Origin of the sequence: Thiothrix sp. UBA5583 (assembly GCA_002425225.1) — a bacterium.
Classification (GTDB): domain Bacteria; phylum Pseudomonadota; class Gammaproteobacteria; order Thiotrichales; family Thiotrichaceae; genus Thiothrix; species Thiothrix moscowensis.
The window spans coordinates 70,284-85,736 of the sequence record DILV01000031.1; the positions used below are offsets into that span (position 1 = coordinate 70,284).

Annotated in this window: 16 protein-coding genes; 8 read left to right on the plus strand and 8 right to left on the minus strand. The window is 54.4% G+C overall.

What is annotated here, in order from left to right:
- Positions 1 to 12: 12 nt before the first annotated feature.
- Positions 13 to 444 carry a nucleoside-diphosphate kinase gene (gene ndk / locus B2U47_RS13045; protein WP_296674305.1) on the minus strand — a complete coding sequence of 144 codons (432 nt, stop codon included), beginning with the start codon at positions 442 to 444 and terminating at the stop codon, positions 13 to 15.
- 155 nt (positions 445 to 599) lie between these two features.
- On the opposite strand from ndk, the gene B2U47_RS13050 reads away from it, so the two are divergent.
- On the plus strand, positions 600 to 2,255 hold the full coding sequence (locus B2U47_RS13050) for a hypothetical protein (RefSeq protein WP_296688405.1): 1,656 nt from the start codon (positions 600 to 602) through the stop codon (positions 2,253 to 2,255).
- Here the strand turns inward: B2U47_RS13050 and B2U47_RS13055 are convergent.
- On the minus strand, positions 2,252 to 3,379 hold the full coding sequence (locus tag B2U47_RS13055; protein ID WP_296674308.1) for a hypothetical protein: 1,128 nt from the start codon (positions 3,377 to 3,379) through the stop codon (positions 2,252 to 2,254). The two genes, B2U47_RS13050 and B2U47_RS13055, sit on opposite strands and share 4 nt — an antisense overlap.
- 3 nt (positions 3,380 to 3,382) lie before the next feature.
- Complete coding sequence (gene plsY / locus B2U47_RS13060) at positions 3,383 to 4,006, minus strand: glycerol-3-phosphate 1-O-acyltransferase PlsY (RefSeq protein ID WP_296674310.1); 624 nt, start codon at positions 4,004 to 4,006, stop codon at positions 3,383 to 3,385.
- Between the two features lie 30 nt (positions 4,007 to 4,036).
- Here plsY and bioH point away from each other — a divergent pair, with 30 nt between their 5' ends.
- Genes bioH through pepN form a run of 5 tightly spaced genes read left to right on the plus strand, consistent with a single transcriptional unit; the run spans position 4,037 to position 9,634 of the window.
- Complete coding sequence (bioH, locus tag B2U47_RS13065; protein WP_296674312.1) at positions 4,037 to 4,795, plus strand: pimeloyl-ACP methyl ester esterase BioH; 759 nt, start codon at positions 4,037 to 4,039, stop codon at positions 4,793 to 4,795.
- Positions 4,785 to 5,663 carry a malonyl-ACP O-methyltransferase BioC gene (bioC, locus tag B2U47_RS13070; RefSeq protein ID WP_296674313.1) on the plus strand — a complete coding sequence of 293 codons (879 nt, stop codon included), beginning with the start codon at positions 4,785 to 4,787 and terminating at the stop codon, positions 5,661 to 5,663. The genes bioH and bioC overlap by 11 nt, the downstream gene beginning before the upstream one ends.
- 56 nt (positions 5,664 to 5,719) lie before the next feature.
- Complete coding sequence (locus tag B2U47_RS13075) at positions 5,720 to 6,169, plus strand: hypothetical protein (protein WP_296674315.1); 450 nt, start codon at positions 5,720 to 5,722, stop codon at positions 6,167 to 6,169.
- Positions 6,156 to 7,022 carry an NUDIX hydrolase gene (locus B2U47_RS13080; RefSeq protein ID WP_296674317.1) on the plus strand — a complete coding sequence of 289 codons (867 nt, stop codon included), beginning with the start codon at positions 6,156 to 6,158 and terminating at the stop codon, positions 7,020 to 7,022. The genes B2U47_RS13075 and B2U47_RS13080 overlap by 14 nt, the downstream gene beginning before the upstream one ends.
- Positions 7,022 to 9,634 carry an aminopeptidase N gene (gene pepN, locus B2U47_RS13085; protein ID WP_296674318.1) on the plus strand — a complete coding sequence of 871 codons (2,613 nt, stop codon included), beginning with the start codon at positions 7,022 to 7,024 and terminating at the stop codon, positions 9,632 to 9,634. The genes B2U47_RS13080 and pepN overlap by 1 nt, the downstream gene beginning before the upstream one ends.
- Positions 9,635 to 9,685: 51 nt before the next feature.
- On the opposite strand, the gene grxD is transcribed toward pepN, so the two are convergent.
- The 4 genes from grxD to B2U47_RS13105 form a co-directional block, all read right to left on the minus strand.
- Positions 9,686 to 10,015, minus strand: a complete 330-nt coding sequence (gene grxD / locus B2U47_RS13090) for a Grx4 family monothiol glutaredoxin (protein ID WP_296674320.1) — start codon at positions 10,013 to 10,015, stop codon at positions 9,686 to 9,688.
- A gap of 90 nt (positions 10,016 to 10,105) precedes the next feature.
- Positions 10,106 to 10,393 (minus strand): hypothetical protein, encoded by a 288-nt coding sequence (locus B2U47_RS13095; protein ID WP_296674322.1) that lies wholly within the window; start codon positions 10,391 to 10,393, stop codon positions 10,106 to 10,108.
- Positions 10,394 to 10,562: 169 nt separating this feature from the next.
- Complete coding sequence (locus B2U47_RS13100) at positions 10,563 to 10,769, minus strand: hypothetical protein (protein WP_296674323.1); 207 nt, start codon at positions 10,767 to 10,769, stop codon at positions 10,563 to 10,565.
- Between the two features lie 34 nt (positions 10,770 to 10,803).
- Positions 10,804 to 11,295 carry a hypothetical protein gene (locus tag B2U47_RS13105; RefSeq protein WP_296674325.1) on the minus strand — a complete coding sequence of 164 codons (492 nt, stop codon included), beginning with the start codon at positions 11,293 to 11,295 and terminating at the stop codon, positions 10,804 to 10,806.
- Between the two features lie 216 nt (positions 11,296 to 11,511).
- Between B2U47_RS13105 and B2U47_RS13110 the strand changes: the two genes are divergently transcribed.
- Complete coding sequence (locus B2U47_RS13110; protein WP_296674327.1) at positions 11,512 to 12,117, plus strand: DUF4360 domain-containing protein; 606 nt, start codon at positions 11,512 to 11,514, stop codon at positions 12,115 to 12,117.
- Between the two features lie 33 nt (positions 12,118 to 12,150).
- A complete protein-coding gene (locus B2U47_RS13115; protein WP_296674329.1) occupies positions 12,151 to 12,918 on the plus strand; it encodes a DUF4360 domain-containing protein in 768 nt (255 codons plus the stop codon).
- On the opposite strand, the gene B2U47_RS13120 is transcribed toward B2U47_RS13115, so the two are convergent.
- On the minus strand, positions 12,915 to 15,401 hold the full coding sequence (locus tag B2U47_RS13120; RefSeq protein WP_296674331.1) for a hypothetical protein: 2,487 nt from the start codon (positions 15,399 to 15,401) through the stop codon (positions 12,915 to 12,917). The two genes, B2U47_RS13115 and B2U47_RS13120, sit on opposite strands and share 4 nt — an antisense overlap.
- Positions 15,402 to 15,453 lie beyond the last annotated feature (52 nt).

The following is a 15,453-nucleotide window of genomic DNA, read 5'->3' on the forward strand; positions in this document are numbered from 1 at the left end:
GTTCTCAATGGCTTAGCGGGTGCGTGGGCACAGTTCGGTTTTGCTGAAGAAATAGGCGATTTCAATCGCAGCATTTTCCAAGCTGTCGGAGCCGTGTACAGCGTTTTCGTCGATGGATTCAGCAAAGTCAGCACGGATAGTGCCCGGATCTGCATTTTTCGGGTTGGTTGCGCCCATCAGTTCACGGTTACGGGCAACCGCATTTTCACCTTCCAGAACCTGCACAAACACAGGGCCGGAGGTCATGAACTCAACCAGATCGTTGAAGAAAGGGCGTTCCTTGTGGACAGCGTAGAAACCTTCGGCTTCCTTGCGGCTCAGGTGTTTCATTTTGGCAGCAACAATGCGCAGACCGCCTTTTTCAAAACGGCTGTAAATTTCGCCGATAACGTTTTTGGCAACAGCGTCTGGTTTGATGATGGAAATGGTTTGTTCGATAGCCACGGTCGTTTACTCCAAATTATGTAGCGTTGGTTCCAGATAAGGGCGCAATTGTAATGGCTGTGTACTACACTGGCAAACAGATTGAGGTATTGCCTAAACTATGGGCGATCTACAGCCTTTTGCGGGAAGCATCCGTCCAGGTGATAACAGAAAACATGAAGGATAAAGCGGTTATGTGGAAAAAACTGTTTCAGGGTGTCGTCGTAGCCAGCATGGTGTGGTTTGTCTCCCAGCCTGCCATCGCACAATATAATGCCAATGCACCATTGGGAACCAATACCAATGAAGCGACCGAAGGCGATGCTAGTGTGCCTTTCGTGGATTTGTTCCGTACAGCCTTGCCGTTTGAGGAAGCTCGTCCCTGGTTGACCAAAGGCAATATCAGTTATGACGCCGATGGTTGGCCGCGCGATTTGGGTGGTGGGCAGGCTGGTAGCCGGTTTCTGGTGAATATGCCTGCGGCTGCCATCCAGCCGGGTGTTTACACGGTGTTGTATGACGGGGAAGGCGAGATTCGTTACGGTAATGACGCAGCGCTGGTAGAGCATGGGCAGGGCTGGGATACCGTCAAGATTGAAGCCGGAGCGGATGGTATGTTGAATGCTACCTTGTATATTGTGAAAACCAATCCCTCCAACTACGTGCGCAATATCCGGGTGTTACCGCCAGGTGGGATTTGTGCCAGCAACATTTTCAAGCGGGTGGCTGAAGCCAAGGAATGCTCATCCAATGATTACCGTTCGTTTGCCGAGTATTCCGGGCGTATTATCTTCAACCCCGATTACCTGAACTTCATGAAGGATTTCAAGGTCATCCGTTTTATGAATATGGCGGGTATCACCCAAAGTCAGGTACGTTCCTGGGGACAACGCAATACCCCGAGTAAGGCCACTTGGGGTGGGCACGAAGGTACGCGCGGCGTACCAGTGGAAATCATGGTGGAATTGGCAAACCGGCTGGGGGCACATCCTTGGTTTGCAATGCCGCATGAGGCAGACGATGATTATGTCACCCAGTTTGCCAGCTACGTCAAACAGAACCTGAATTCCAACCTGAAACCGCACATCGAATACAGCAATGAAACTTGGAACAACCTGTTCCTGCAGGGTAACTATGTACGTCAGGTGGGCTACAAGATGGGGCTAGATCCCAACATGAACCGGGCAGGCTATCGCTATTATTCAGAGCGTTCGGTGGAAATCTTCAAGATCTGGGAACAGGTATTTGGCGGCAACCAGCGCTTGGTGCGCATTCTGTCGGGCTGGACAATCAACAAGGATGTGACCGAAACCGTGCTTGGTCACAAGGATGCCTACAAGTCAGCCGATGCGTTTGCGATTGGCCCGTATTTCTTTGGTGGGCATGAGGAAATCCGCTCGGTCAGGAATCTGGAAGATGTCTTCCGCCTGTTGACTGATGACCAGTACCGTTATTCCATCAATGCGGTGCTGGGTTACATCAAGATGCAGAAAGAACTGGCAGACAAATATAACGTTGACCTGATTGCCTACGAAGGCGGTCAGGGGCTGGTGGATTTCAAGACCCGCAGCGACAATGAACACCCTAATCCCTTGCTGTACCAGGCCAACCGCGATCCGCGCATGAAAGGCTTGTACCTGCAATTCCTGAATGGCTGGAAAAATGAAGGTGGCAAGCTGTTCATGCACTACAGCAGCCCACGCAGTTACCAGAAGTACGGAACCTGGGGAACCAAGGAATACATCACCCAGCCGACCGAGCAGGCACCCAAGTATCAGGCATTACTCGAATTCATGCGTGCCAACCCGTGCTGGTGGGACGGTTGTCGTTAAGTAACCTGTTTGCCCAGCAGTGATCGGGTTTGTGTCAGTACTAACTCGGTCAGTGGCTTGATGCGGTTGCGCATTACCGAACCCACCGAATCATTGCCACCAAAGTAGGGGATGAGAGAATCTTCCCCTGTTTGAGCCAGTATCAGCATGGCTTTGAACAAGGGTAAGGTGCTGTTGTCCAGCGCATCCACAACGGCTTTGGCTTCCGTGAGGCAATTCCCGCTACAATACTGCTCTGCCCGTTGTTGGGCAGTATCTGTTTCCCGCACGCCCCTGAATTCCGGGAATGGCAGGGCAAAATACCGGTTGATGGCAACGAACAGGGAAATGACCACATCCTGATCGACGGGTTTATCCAATGCCAGTTGCAGGGTTTTAAGCCAGTTTTGCCCATTGCTGTCGAGGATGCGGCACAGTGTCTGGGCAAAAGGATTGCCTGCTGCCAGCAGTTCCACCAGTTGCAGGTTGATAGCAGCATGTTGTGGATTCGGTTTTGCTGGCAAGGGGATCAGGGCAGGATCAGCGTGCATGAATCCGACATAGAAAGGGTTTTTGCGCTTGGCACGGTTCCACAGCTTTTCTCGTTCTTCCCGCACGATCAATTCACCTTGTAGGCACAAGCGCACGGTATCGACCACATCCAGTTGCATTTCCTCGAATGGCAGGAATTCCAGTAGGTAGGCTGCCAATTCCTTGCCTAGTGGCCCGGCAACAACATCAGGTTTTTCCAGTAGGCGGCGGGCGTTGTGGGCGCTGGGGTTTGCCCACCAGGCGCGGCGGCCTGTTTCATGTGAAATGTTGGGGGTATGCACCACCGCCACCACTGCTTCCGGCTCGCCCAACAACAGCATTTGTTCGAGGTTGTTGCGGGCGTGCCCCATGCGTGTCCAACGTTTCAGGAAAACAGGGTAGCCACCGGGGGAACCTGTCACTTTCATGGAAAGCAGTTCGCGTACCCAGCGCAGGTATTGTTCATCCCGCACGGTCGGGTTCAGGCGGACTTTGGCTTCGCCCTTTTCGGTCAGAGCGTGGACAGTCATGGTGGATTCGTTGATGCGTACTGCCTGCAACGGTTGGGCGAGCAGCACATTCAGACGCAGGTTGTCTTCGTTGGAAAGTTGCACGGCTCAGTCCTCGTCGGTGATGCTTTCTGCACCTTCGCGTGACTGAATTTTGTCTTCCTTGCCGGATAGCAGGTTGCGGATGTTGGATTCGTGCCGCCAGAAAATCAGCACTGCCATGAACACCACACCAATAGTCAGCCAGCCATGCCCGTCACTCAACACCCAAAAGTAAACAGGAGACAAGGCTGTGGCAATCAGTGCGGCGAGTGAGGAAATCTTGAAACCTTTCGCCATGACCAGCCAGGTGGCAATGAACGCCAGACCTGCCCAGAAATGTACACCGAGGAAAACGCCAATGGCAGTAGCTACCCCTTTGCCGCCCTTGAAACCGTAGAACACCGGGTACAAATGCCCCAGAAATGCGGCAATACCGATCAGGATCAGCCATGTATAATCCTCAATCCCGAAAACAAAGCGAGCCAGCAAGACAGGAACCAAGCCTTTGAGAGCGTCGCCCAGCAAGGTAATGGCAGCCGCTTTCTTGCCGCCGTGACGCAATACGTTGGTTGCACCGGGGTTATTGGAGCCGACTGTGCGCGGGTCAGGCAGCCCCATCAGTTTGCAGGTGATGATCGCAGTGGAAATGGAGCCGAGCAGATAGGCGAGTACAATCAACAGGTAGGCCATGGTGAATCCATTATTGAGTCAGGTTGAAACATGAGTGCATTGTATACGAAGACTGAAGGGCAGGGCAGACCCGTAGTTCTGCTGCACGGCTGGGGCATGAACAGCCACGTCTGGCAACCCATCCTGCCGGAATTGGCAAAAATTGCCCGTGTTACCTGTATCGACCTGCCCGGTCATGGTCGCAGCCACAAGCTGCCACTGGGTTTGCTAGAAACCGCTATCGACCAGCTTGCTGACACTATTCCACAGGATGCGATTTTGCTGGGTTGGTCACTCGGCGGGCTGCTTGCACAAGGCTTGGCGCACGCTTTACCCGACAGGGTTTCCGGTCTGATCCAGATTGCCAGCACGCCCAAATTCGTGGCGGATGCACACTGGCAACACGGCCTTGCCCCGGAAGTGCTGGTCAATTTTGCCAGCAACCTGCAAACCGATTATCAGGGCACGGTCAAACGCTTTTTTGCCCTGCAATTTCTGGGGGTGAAAGTGGATAGCCGTGCCGTCAATGCCCTGCGTGAGCAGATCATGGCGCACCCTGCCAGCCAGCAGGCATTGGCAGATGGACTCAATATCCTTGCTACCGCCGATTTCAGCCGGATGCCGTTCAAACAGCCCGGTTTGTGGATACTGGGCAGGCTGGACAAGCTGATTCCTGCATCACTGGCTGACGCGCTGCCGGAAATGGGGTATAAGCACATCGCGCTGCTGAACAGTGCCGCGCACGTACCGTTTGCGACCCACCCGGAGCTTTTCATGGAACACGTCAGGGCTTTTCTGGATGCCAGTTGAAACCGCTAACCCCTACTTGCTGGACAAGCGCAAAACCCGACTCGGTTTTGAGCGGGCAGCCGATACTTATGATGCCAACGCGGTCTTGCAACGCGAAGTGGGCGAGCGCTTGTGCGAGCGGCTGGACTTTATCCGTATGCAGCCACAAACCGTGCTGGATTTGGGCTGTGGAACCGGCTTTGTGACGGAACACCTGTTGAAGCGTTACAAAAAAGCCCGTGTGATCGGGGTTGACCTTGCCTGCAACATGGTGCAGAAAACCCGCCGTCGGGGTGGCTGGTTCCGCAAGCCGCAAGGGGTGTGTGCCGATGTGATGCACCTACCGTTTCAGCCGCAAATTGCCGACATGCTGGTTTCGAGTTTGATGCTGCAATGGTGCAACGACTTGCCAGCCGCATTCCGTGAGTGTGTGCAGGTGCTGAAACCGGATGGCTTGCTGATGTTTGCCACCTTCGGCCCGGATACCCTGCGGGAATTGCGGGCAAGCTGGGGGCAGGTGGATGGTTATACCCATGCCAGCCGTTTTGTGGACATGCACGATGTGGGTGATGCGTTGTTGCAAGCCGGTTTCCGCGACCCGGTAGTCGATATGGAAATGATTACCCTGACTTATGCGGATGTGCGGGATTTGCTGCACGACCTTAAGGGCATCGGTGCGAACAATGCCACCGCCGGGCGCAACCACGGCCTGACTGGCAAGGCGCGGTTACAAGGCTTCCTGCAAGCCTATGAGCAGTTCCGCCTGACGGATGGGCAATTTCCGGCAACTTATGAAGTGGTTTATGGTCATGCCTGGGCTCCCCACTTGTTGCCGGGAAAACTGCCGGAAAAATTCATCCCGATTGCAACTCATCGCAATTTGGTTTAGCCCTGTTTTTCATGTGGTAAACTCGCGCCAGTCCATTTGCAAACTGGCGTCTGACAATGAAAAAAACATATACGATCCAGACTGTTACCCATGCGGTAATTTCCCCGGAAAAAGGTTCCATCATCTGGCACTTGCTGGAACCGGATGGTCGCCAGCGCAAGGTCAATGGCATTACCGAGATCGACAAGGCAGGGTTGATTGATAGCGCCCGCTCTGTTTATGCCCGTGAAGCCCCTTTGGTGGAAGCCCTGTTGCCGCGCAACGAAGGTGAAACCTTCGAGATAGACTTTACCGAGTTCAACCGGGCGCAGGGGTATATCAACCGGGAAATTTATGCTGACATCCAGCGTTGTGAAAAACTTTCTTGCTTGATGAAGCGCGTTGGGCGGGTTTTGGCGGTCGTTGGGGTGGTGGTGGTTCTCTGGCTGGGGTGGACGTTCTACAATAGCGCCAACCAGTTTGCCCAAAAACAACCTTTGCGACCATCTATTCATGAGCTACCTTGACCGTATCCGTACTTGCAACAATTTCGACCCAACCGTTTACCGTAGCTGGCACATCAATGGTGAAACCTTCGGGCGGATACAGTCCGATTTCGCCCGACATCTAGCTAACTGGTCTGACATTTTTCACGTTACCGATACGCATGTCATCCTGAATCCGAGTTTGCAAGGGTATGCAGAACGTACCGCTGCTGTTGCCCCGGTGTTCCGCCATCTGTATGAGACGGGCGTGATTGATACCTGGGTAGACGAGGCTTTTCCGGTAACACAGGGATTTGGCGAACAGGCTGCACTGGAAATTGAACGGGCGGCTGCCAACTTTCTGGGGATCAGAACCTTTGGTGTGCATCTCAACGGGCTGGTACGTAAAGCGGATGGCATCCATGTGTGGGTGGGAACCCGTTCCCTCGACAAACCGTTCTGGCCTGGACAACTCGATCAGATGGTGGCAGGTGGGCAGCCCGTTGGAATAGGTCTGCTGGAAAACGTCATCAAGGAAGCGCAGGAAGAAGCCAATGTTCCCGCACAACTAGCGCAGCAGGCACAGGCAGTTGGCTCTATCAGCTATCAGCAGGCAAGCTGGCGCGGGCTGGATAATTCCACCATTTATGTGTACGACTTGTGGTTGCCGGAAGACTTCGTACCGGAAAATACCGATGGTGAAGTGATCAGGTTCGAGTTGATGCCTTTAGCAGAGATCGCCCGTCTGACCGAAATGACCACAGACTTCAAGGACAATTGTAATCTGGTCAATATTGATCTGTTATTGCGCATGGGATGGATTGACAGGCAACATCCTGAACATGCTGCTATCCTACAAGCGTTATACTCTGCTGGTAATCAAGAGATACAATAATGAAACAAGGACAACCCAAAACGGTCTTGCTCAAAGACTACGTTTCCCCTGCCTATGCTGTTGACGCGCTTTCGCTGGTGTTTGAACTGGGCGAAGAATCCACCCGTGTCACCAGTGTTGCCAACTATCGCCGCAACCCGGATGTTCCTGCTGATACTCCGCTGGAATTGTATGGCGAGCAACTGGAATTGCTGGCAATCCGCCTCAATGGCTTGCCACTGCAAGCAGACGATTACACCCTGACAGATGAGGGTATGAGCATCCACAATGTTTCTGCCCTGTGTACCCTGGAAATCGTGACGCAGATTTACCCGCAGAAAAATACGTCGCTGGAAGGCTTGTACCAGTCCAGTGGCAATTTCTGCACCCAGTGTGAGGCACAAGGCTTCCGCAAAATCACCTATTACCCTGACCGCCCCGATGTGATGACGGTCTTCACCACCCAGATTCTGGCTGACAAGCAGAAATACCCGGTGCTGTTGTCCAACGGCAACCTGACGGGTAGTGGCGACCTGCCGGATGGGCGTCACTGGGCACGCTGGGAAGACCCGTTCCGCAAGCCTGCCTATCTGTTTGCATTGGTGGCGGGTAATTTGCAGCATGTGGAAGACCATTACACCACCGCTTCCGGGCGTGATGTAACCCTGCGCATCTACACCGAAGCACACAATATCGACAAGTGCGACCATGCCATGCAGTCGTTGCAACGGGCAATGCAATGGGATGAGCAACGCTTCGGGTTGGAGTACGACCTCGACATCTACATGGTGGTGGCGGTAGATGACTTCAACATGGGGGCGATGGAAAACAAGGGTTTGAATGTTTTCAACTCCAAACTGGTGTTTGCTAGCCCAGCAACGGCGACCGACCTGGATTACACTAGCATTGAGGCGGTGATCGGGCACGAATATTTCCATAACTGGACGGGCAACCGTGTCACTTGCCGTGACTGGTTCCAGTTGTCGCTCAAGGAAGGGCTGACGGTGTTCCGCGACCAGGAATTTACGTCCGACCTGCATTCGCGTCCGGTCAAACGCATCAGTGATGTGCGTCTGTTGCGTACCAACCAGTTTGCCGAGGATGCCAGTCCGATGGCTCATCCGATCCGTCCGTCCTCTTATATGGAAATCAACAATTTCTACACGGTGACGGTGTACGAGAAAGGTGCGGAAGTGGTGCGCATGTACCAGACCCTGCTGGGGCGTGACGGTTTCCGCAAGGGTATGGATTTGTATTTCCAGCGGCATGATGGGCAGGCTGTCGCCACAGAGGATTTTCTGGCAGCGATGGCAGATGCCAATGACACCGACCTCAGTCAATTCCAGCGCTGGTATGATCAGGCCGGAACCCCCAACGTTGCCGTGAGCATGGAGTTTGATGCCGACCAACAGCGTTGCACCCTGCATTTCTGTCAGAGTTGCCCACCAACCCCGGAATGCAGCGACAAGCAGCCATTCCTGATTCCGGTAGCCGTGGGCTTGCTGGACAGTGAGGGCAATGACTTGATCGGTACGCAAGTGTTACGCCTGACGCAAGCGGAGCAGTCGTTCAGTTTTGCTAATGTGCCCGAACAACCCGTACCCTCGTTATTGCGCGGTTTCTCTGCCCCGGTGAAACTGCAATACCCTTATACCGAGGCTGAGCTGGTGTTTTTGATGAAACACGACAGTGATGCTTTCAACCGTTGGGATGCAGGGCAACGGCTGGCGATGCGAACCATGCTCCGCTTGCTGGCAGCCTGGCAGCAAGGTGAAGCGTTTGGTCTGGAACATGATTTCATCAGTGCCTTCCAAGCCGTACTGACCGATGCTTCACTGGATCATGCCCTGCGTGCCGAAGCCCTGCAATTGCCGTCGGAAGCCGATATTGCCGAAGCAGCCCGCCCGAGTGACCCGGCAGCTATCCATCAGGTGCGCGAGTTTGTCCATGCAACCTTGGCAAAAGCCCTGCGGCTGGATCTGGAAAGCCTGTATACCGACTTGCAGGATCAGGCCAGTTACAGCCCTGATGCAGACAGCATTGGTCGGCGCAGCCTGAAAAACGTCTGTCTGGCTTATCTGGGGCGGATTGATGATGAAAGCATCCAGGCGAGTTGCTATCAGCAGTACAGTGAAGCAGGCAATATGACCGATGCACTGGCAGCACTGGCTGTCCTCAACCAACTTGATTGCCCGCAACGTGCTGAAGCCTTGCAGCATTTCCACGACCGTTGGCAGCACGACCCGCTGGTGATGGACAAATGGTTTGCCTTGCAGGCCGCTTCCTGCTTGCCGGAAACATTGGGGCAGGTACAAAGCCTGATGGCACACAAGCTGTTCGACCTGCGCAACCCCAACAAGGTACGCGCCCTGATCGGCAGTTTTGCCATGCGCAACCCGCTGCATTTCCACGCGGAAGATGGCAGTGGTTATGCTTTCCTCACCGATACTGTGTTGCAACTGGATGCGATGAACCCGCAGATTGCCTCACGCATGGTGCGACCGTTGATCAACTGGCAGCATTACGAGCCGGTACGTAGCGGGCTGATGAAAGCACAACTGGAGCGCATTCAGGCACATACAGGCTTGTCGGGTGATGTTTACGAGATTGTCAGCAAGAGTCTGGCGGTTTAAGGCGGGCAGCCCCTTTGTCAGGCAGACAAAGGGGCTGTGCAGGTAAGGCAATCAGGCAGCCGGGGCGTTACCGGTGGCTTCTTTGACCATTTTTTGCAATTCACCGTTCTGGTACATTTCCAGCGTAATGTCGCAGCCACCGATCAGTTCACCGTTGATGTAAATCTGTGGGAAAGTCGGCCAGTTAGCGTATTGTGGCAATTCCTGGAAGATTTCCGGGTCGCCCAAGACGTTGACATAGGCAAACTGTTCACCACACGCCATCAGTGCCTGCGCGGCACGACTGGAGAAGCCGCACTGCGGCATTTGTGGTGTGCCTTTCATGAAAATGATGACAGGGTTGCCTTTGACGGCCTCGTCGATACGTTGCAATGCGCTCATGCGTTTTTTCCTCAAATTCAGAAACCAGGATGATTACATTCTACCTGCCCTAGGAAATAAATAAACGCCAGATTCCTTGCGGGATAGGTTTTAACCGGTGCGACGGTTGCCTTCGCGTTGTTTCATGGCATCAAATTCATGGCGGTCGATGAAACCATCCAGGTTTTTGTCCACATTGTCAAAAATGCGCCGCGGGTTCAGCCTGCCGGACACTGGGTTGCGAGTGGCATATTCCTGCCAGGAAATGCGCCCATCCCGGTTATTGTCGAGTTTGACAAAATCCGGGCTGGTGGGTAGCGGCATGGTGTGTGCAGCACTACTAAACAACAGAATAATAAATAGCGGTGCAACGAACGGTTTGTTCAGTTGAGTGTTCATGTTCAAGCCCCCTGATGAAACAGGTTGTTATTCATATGACTTATAACGCAGCCCAATGCCTGTTGTTGACAGGATATTGTGTTATTTGCGTTTTTTATTTATGCATAAACAGCATAAGTCTATTTACATGACGGGGGGATTAATGACCGTCTGTTTCCGCTCGCTAGCTTTATTTGCCTGTAGCAAGTTTGCTGTCTGGCACGGCTGTGCTGCCCGGTTTGGGTGGTACTGGCTGGGTGGGTTGTTCCGCTGTGACTGTTTTGCGGAGTTTCTTCAACTCGTCAGCCAGGGATTCAGAGTCAACCGCGAAAACAGGTTGGCTGCCAAACATGACCAGCAGCAGGCTGGTGTGGAAAAGGGCGGTACGTGGTTTCATTGGTCGTTCCATTGATGAAGATTAATCAACAAGCTCACAGATAGAGCTTTTCCCTAAAAAAGCGTAGCAACAGGCTGCTGGCACAGATGGAATATTCACCGCTGCCCGGTTTGTCCGAACCCTCCCATTGCACCACCATCAAGCCGAAATAATCAGCCAGCAGGGGGCGTATGTTGTTGCGTATCTGGTTGCCCCAGTACTGGTGCAGCGCCAGAATTTCCCGCTGTTCTTCCGGGGAGGTGTTTTCCCGGTTGGGGTTGCCCCCCAACAGGCGGACAAATTCGCCCTGCGACATGGCAGGCTTGCCGGTCAGCGCCCGGAACACCAATACCTGGGTAATGGTCAATCGTTCCGTGTTCAACAACCAGCGTTTGTTTTTGGCATAGGTGGCGGGGGATTTCCGCCGCTTTTCCAGCAATTCTGGCGAGTTATGTTCCAGAAACGGGATGATTTCTGCCCATTGCGCCTGTCGCTGGAGGTCGGCTATCACCCTGCGTAGCATTTCACCGTCGCAGTCCGCTTGCATCTTGTTTGCTCTCCAATTACTCCCATAAATCGCTAACGCAGTAAAGCCTTGTCAGGATGACAAGGGTGGTTGATTTTTTAGCCGGTCAGGTTTTACAGGGGTGAAAACCTCGCGTCTGCCATCCAGAGGGGCGGGGTATTAACCTGAGCATGTCAGGACAAACAAGGCTGTTTGCCCTCATCCCCCAAACCACATGCTTACGAAGGAGTGATAACGATGAAAACGTTCATGTTTGCCAAAATGCTGATGACTGGTGCTGTGCTGGCATTGAGTGTTTCCCATGCGACTGCGGCGGATACCATTTCACTGGGAGCACCCAGTTATGGTGGTAATGGTTGCCCTGCCGGTAGTGCTGCTGCCACTGTCAGCCCGGATGGTTCATCCCTGAGCATCCTGTTTGACAGTTATAGTGTGGAAGCCGGTGGCAGAAACCCCAGCATTGCTCGCAAGAGCTGTAACCTTTCCATACCGGTACATGTGCCCAACGGTTTCAGCATTTCCCTGATCAGTGCGGATTACCGGGGCTTCGTGGATGTACCGCGTGCAGGCAGTGCGCAACTGGATGCAGAATATTTCTTTGCAGGACGTAGTGGCCCGGCTTTCCGCCACAACTTCCGGGGTGGGTTCAGCAACACCTACACCAGAACCCATAATCTGGCAGCTACAGCCAATATCTGGTCTGAGTGTGGCAAGGATGTCAACCTGCGGGCTAATACCGGCATGATGGTGCGTGCCCCACGCGGTGAAGGTCTGGCAACGGTGGATTCTGCCGACTTCAATGCAGGTATTGTGTACCACATCCGCTACCGTGCTTGCCGCTAATCAGGATATACCAACAAGGATCAGGGAGACCAAATGATGAAACCAACAACCATATCCATTAGCCTGAACCCGGCAGGCAAGTTTACCGGTGCAAGTCTGCTGCTATTGGCGGCATTGGGTTTTGCCAATCAGGCCAATGCCGCCAGTGTAAGCCTGGGGCAGCCCAGTTATGGCGGTAGCGGCTGTCCTGCCGGTTCTGCTTCGGCTTCCGTCAGCCCGGATGGTAGCGCCCTCAGCGTGCTGTTCGACAGCTACACGGTGGAAGCCGGGGGTAGCAATCCACGGGTTGCCCGCAAAAGCTGCAACCTGTCGATTCCGGTGAAAGTGCCTAATGGCATGAGTGTTTCCCTGATCAGTGCGGATTATCGCGGTTTCACGGATCTGCCCGCTGGTGCTGATGCACGCCTGGATACCGAGTACTTTTTCGGTGGTTCGCGTGGCCCGGCGTTTTCCCATGCCTTCCGGGGCAGGCTCAGCAACACCTATACCCAGCGGCACGGCTTGCTGGCGGGGGCAGCGGTCTGGTCGGCCTGCGGGGCAGATGTCAACCTACGGGTGAATTCCGGCTTGACGGTCAGTTCAACAGGAACAGCCGCACTGGCAACGGTGGATTCGGCAGATTTCAGTGCCGGGATGGTTTACCACCTTCAGTACCGCAGTTGCGAGTCACGCCCGGTGCCACCACCAGCGAATAACACACCACCTAGTTCCCATGCTCCGGCTTTCCCACCGGGACGGTTCGAGCGTGAACGCTTGCCCCGTATGCCAATGGAGTGGCGTCGCCCACGTCTTGAACGCTAATCAGTTGGGGCATTGCGTGCAGGCGGCAGGTTTTCCTTGATGGCATCCAGTGGCACTTCCATTAGGCCGGGAACATCAGGGGTAAAACTGCCGCCTGTATTTTTGCCTGTATCCGCAGGAATATCGAACACGGGTGGTGGCAGGTTAGGTTCGGTGGTTGCCGGTACGGGTGGAGCAGTGTCTTGCACAGGTGCTGGCACAGGCTCAGCAGGTGGTGGTGGCACAACTGGAATGTCGATTTGCACTGGTGGCAGGTTGCCTGCATCGTTGGCAGGTACTGGTTGTGGTTCCGCGACCGGTACGTCAGGTGGCACGGTAACAACTTTGGGTGGAGCCGTGTCGGTCGGAGGTGTGATTGCCGGTTTTTCCGCAGGCTCGGGTGGAACTGGTTCGGGTTTAGGTTCCGGTCTGGGTTCTGGCTTTGTTTCTGGTTTCGGTGCAGGTTTACTGTCAGCCGCAGGTGCAGTTTCCGGTTTTGTCGGGCGGTTGCTGCTGGCAGCAGTATCCGGTTTGCTGTCGGTTTTGACAGCAGGTTCCTGACCTGATGGGAAAACACCCATTTGACCGGTATCGCGGTAACGTTTTTCCAGCGACAGTTGCTGTTCTACCAGATCGTCCAGCAGGTATTTGCCAATCAGTTGCTGACTGTTGTCCAGCAGGCTGCGGGCAGTTTCAGGATTATTCTTGCGCAGGGCACTCAGCGCCTGATCTTGCTGGGTGCGGGCGATGTCCTTGAGCAGCTTGATGGCTTCCGGGTGATTGGGTTGTTCTTGCAGCAAGGTACTAATATAGGCAACGGCACTTTCGCTGCGTCCGTCACCTTGCATCAGGTTGCCGTACTGCATGGCATTACGCGCACTATCCAGATAGGTTTGGACTTTTTGTGTGTCACGGTTGCCCTGTTCGAGCTGGCTTTCCAGCCTTACTTGCCGTTGCAGGCTATCGGTCAGGGCAAGTTCGCTAATCAGCTTGTCAGCATTCAGCAACAGTTTGCGGGCATCTTCGGTCTTGCCAGCGGCAAGCAGGATGCTGGCTTCACTGTGCTGGTCATCTACCATACGGGCTGCCAGCTTTTTGGCGGCAGCATTTGCAGGGTCGAGTGCCAGTATTTTGCGTAACGGTTCAAGGGCGGATGGCTGACCGGGGGCTGGGTTGGTCAGCTTGCCTTGTTGCAAGGCCGTTTCTGCTTCCTGTAACAGTTTGTTGACTTCCTGGCGGCGAGCTTCGCTATTGGCGACTTCAGCAGCGACAGCTTCGCTGGCTGCTTTGGCGGCGGCATCGGCTGCCAGTTTGTCGGCTTCTGCTTTGGCAGTAAGCGTGGTTGCTACCCGTGAGCGGGCTTCGTTTTCAGCCGCAAGGCGGGCTGCTTCAGCGTTGACACTGGTTTGATCCAGCGGTGTGTGGGCAGCGGTTTCACCTATCAGGGATGGGGTGGTCGTCGTGCCACCGGGGGGCAAGGTCGCAGGTGGCAGACCAAGGTTGATGGGCTGGGCTGCTTTGGGTGGCTCAGCCGTCTGCATGAAACCGCTCAGGACATGGTAGCTGGCGTAAGCCACCACACTGGCAACCGTCAGAGCCGCAGCAGGCAGTAACAGGCGGGAACGTCTTTTCGGTTGCAAGGCTGATAGCAAGGCGGTCGGTGTCGGCTGGCGGACGCTGCGTTTCAGGTTCATGCCTTGTTGCAGGGGAACCCAAGTTGCCGGTTTCAGTTTACTGATTACTGACGGTGCAGCGTTGCGCACGGCGGCTTCCAGTGTGGTTTGCCTGCCAAAAGGGGCGTGCCCTTGCAGCAGGTTATAGGCGATACAGGCCAGTGAGAATGTGTCATCTGCCGAGGTTGGCTGATCGCCAAGTGCGACTTCCGGGCTGATAAAACCGGAGTGAAAGGTCTGGTGGTTGCCAGTGTGGGCAATAATGCCATTGCTGGCAAGGCGCAGAGCCGTAACAGCCGGTGCATTCAGCAGGCGGCAGCCATCTTCGCCAAACAGGATTGCACCGGGTTCAAGAAATCCGAATACCCCTTCCGGGCGGTGGTTGCCAACGGTGGCAGACAGCTCCTCAAGAATGCCCATCGCTTGTGCCAGCGGCATCCCCCGGTCATCCAGTTCATGCATCCGTTCCGCCAGCAACATGCCCCGGATATTGCTAATGACCAGCCAGCGGGTTCCGTCCGCTTCCCGCCCGTTGTCGGTGATATACGGTTGGGATGATACCTCTTTCTGATACGTGGGCAAGACCTGACGCAACGCCTGTTCAAACACGGAATTTTGTGTCAGTGCGGGCAAAACGGTGAAAACCAGTACGTTACCAGCTTCACAACCGGCAGGTTCCCGTTGCTGGTCACACGCCCACCACAATTTGCCGAGGGCTGTTTCTGCCATGCAACGGCGTAAGCCGTAGCGTCCGTTACCGATGGAGGAAAGGGTGGATGGGGCTTGTTCCATGTTCATGCTGTTGTCTTCGGAAGGGTGTGCAAAAGGCATACGCGCAAAGTTCCCGCACTCAGGCCGCTGGTCAAAACGGCCTGATTATAGA

Coding starts and splice junctions, on each gene's coding strand:
- B2U47_RS13080 (WP_296674317.1), top strand. CDS start 6,156: ATGAGCTACCTTGACCGTATCCGTACTTGCAACAATTTCGACCCAACC.
- B2U47_RS13105 (WP_296674325.1), bottom strand. CDS start 11,295: ATGCAAGCGGACTGCGACGGTGAAATGCTACGCAGGGTGATAGCCGAC.
- B2U47_RS13100 (WP_296674323.1), bottom strand. CDS start 10,769: ATGAAACCACGTACCGCCCTTTTCCACACCAGCCTGCTGCTGGTCATG.
- pepN (WP_296674318.1), top strand. CDS start 7,022: ATGAAACAAGGACAACCCAAAACGGTCTTGCTCAAAGACTACGTTTCC.
- B2U47_RS13075 (WP_296674315.1), top strand. CDS start 5,720: ATGAAAAAAACATATACGATCCAGACTGTTACCCATGCGGTAATTTCC.
- B2U47_RS13115 (WP_296674329.1), top strand. CDS start 12,151: ATGATGAAACCAACAACCATATCCATTAGCCTGAACCCGGCAGGCAAG.
- bioH (WP_296674312.1), top strand. CDS start 4,037: ATGAGTGCATTGTATACGAAGACTGAAGGGCAGGGCAGACCCGTAGTT.
- B2U47_RS13110 (WP_296674327.1), top strand. CDS start 11,512: ATGAAAACGTTCATGTTTGCCAAAATGCTGATGACTGGTGCTGTGCTG.
- bioC (WP_296674313.1), top strand. CDS start 4,785: ATGCCAGTTGAAACCGCTAACCCCTACTTGCTGGACAAGCGCAAAACC.
- B2U47_RS13120 (WP_296674331.1), bottom strand. CDS start 15,401: ATGCCTTTTGCACACCCTTCCGAAGACAACAGCATGAACATGGAACAA.
- B2U47_RS13095 (WP_296674322.1), bottom strand. CDS start 10,393: ATGAACACTCAACTGAACAAACCGTTCGTTGCACCGCTATTTATTATT.
- grxD (WP_296674320.1), bottom strand. CDS start 10,015: ATGAGCGCATTGCAACGTATCGACGAGGCCGTCAAAGGCAACCCTGTC.
- plsY (WP_296674310.1), bottom strand. CDS start 4,006: ATGGCCTACCTGTTGATTGTACTCGCCTATCTGCTCGGCTCCATTTCC.
- B2U47_RS13050 (WP_296688405.1), top strand. CDS start 600: ATGAAGGATAAAGCGGTTATGTGGAAAAAACTGTTTCAGGGTGTCGTC.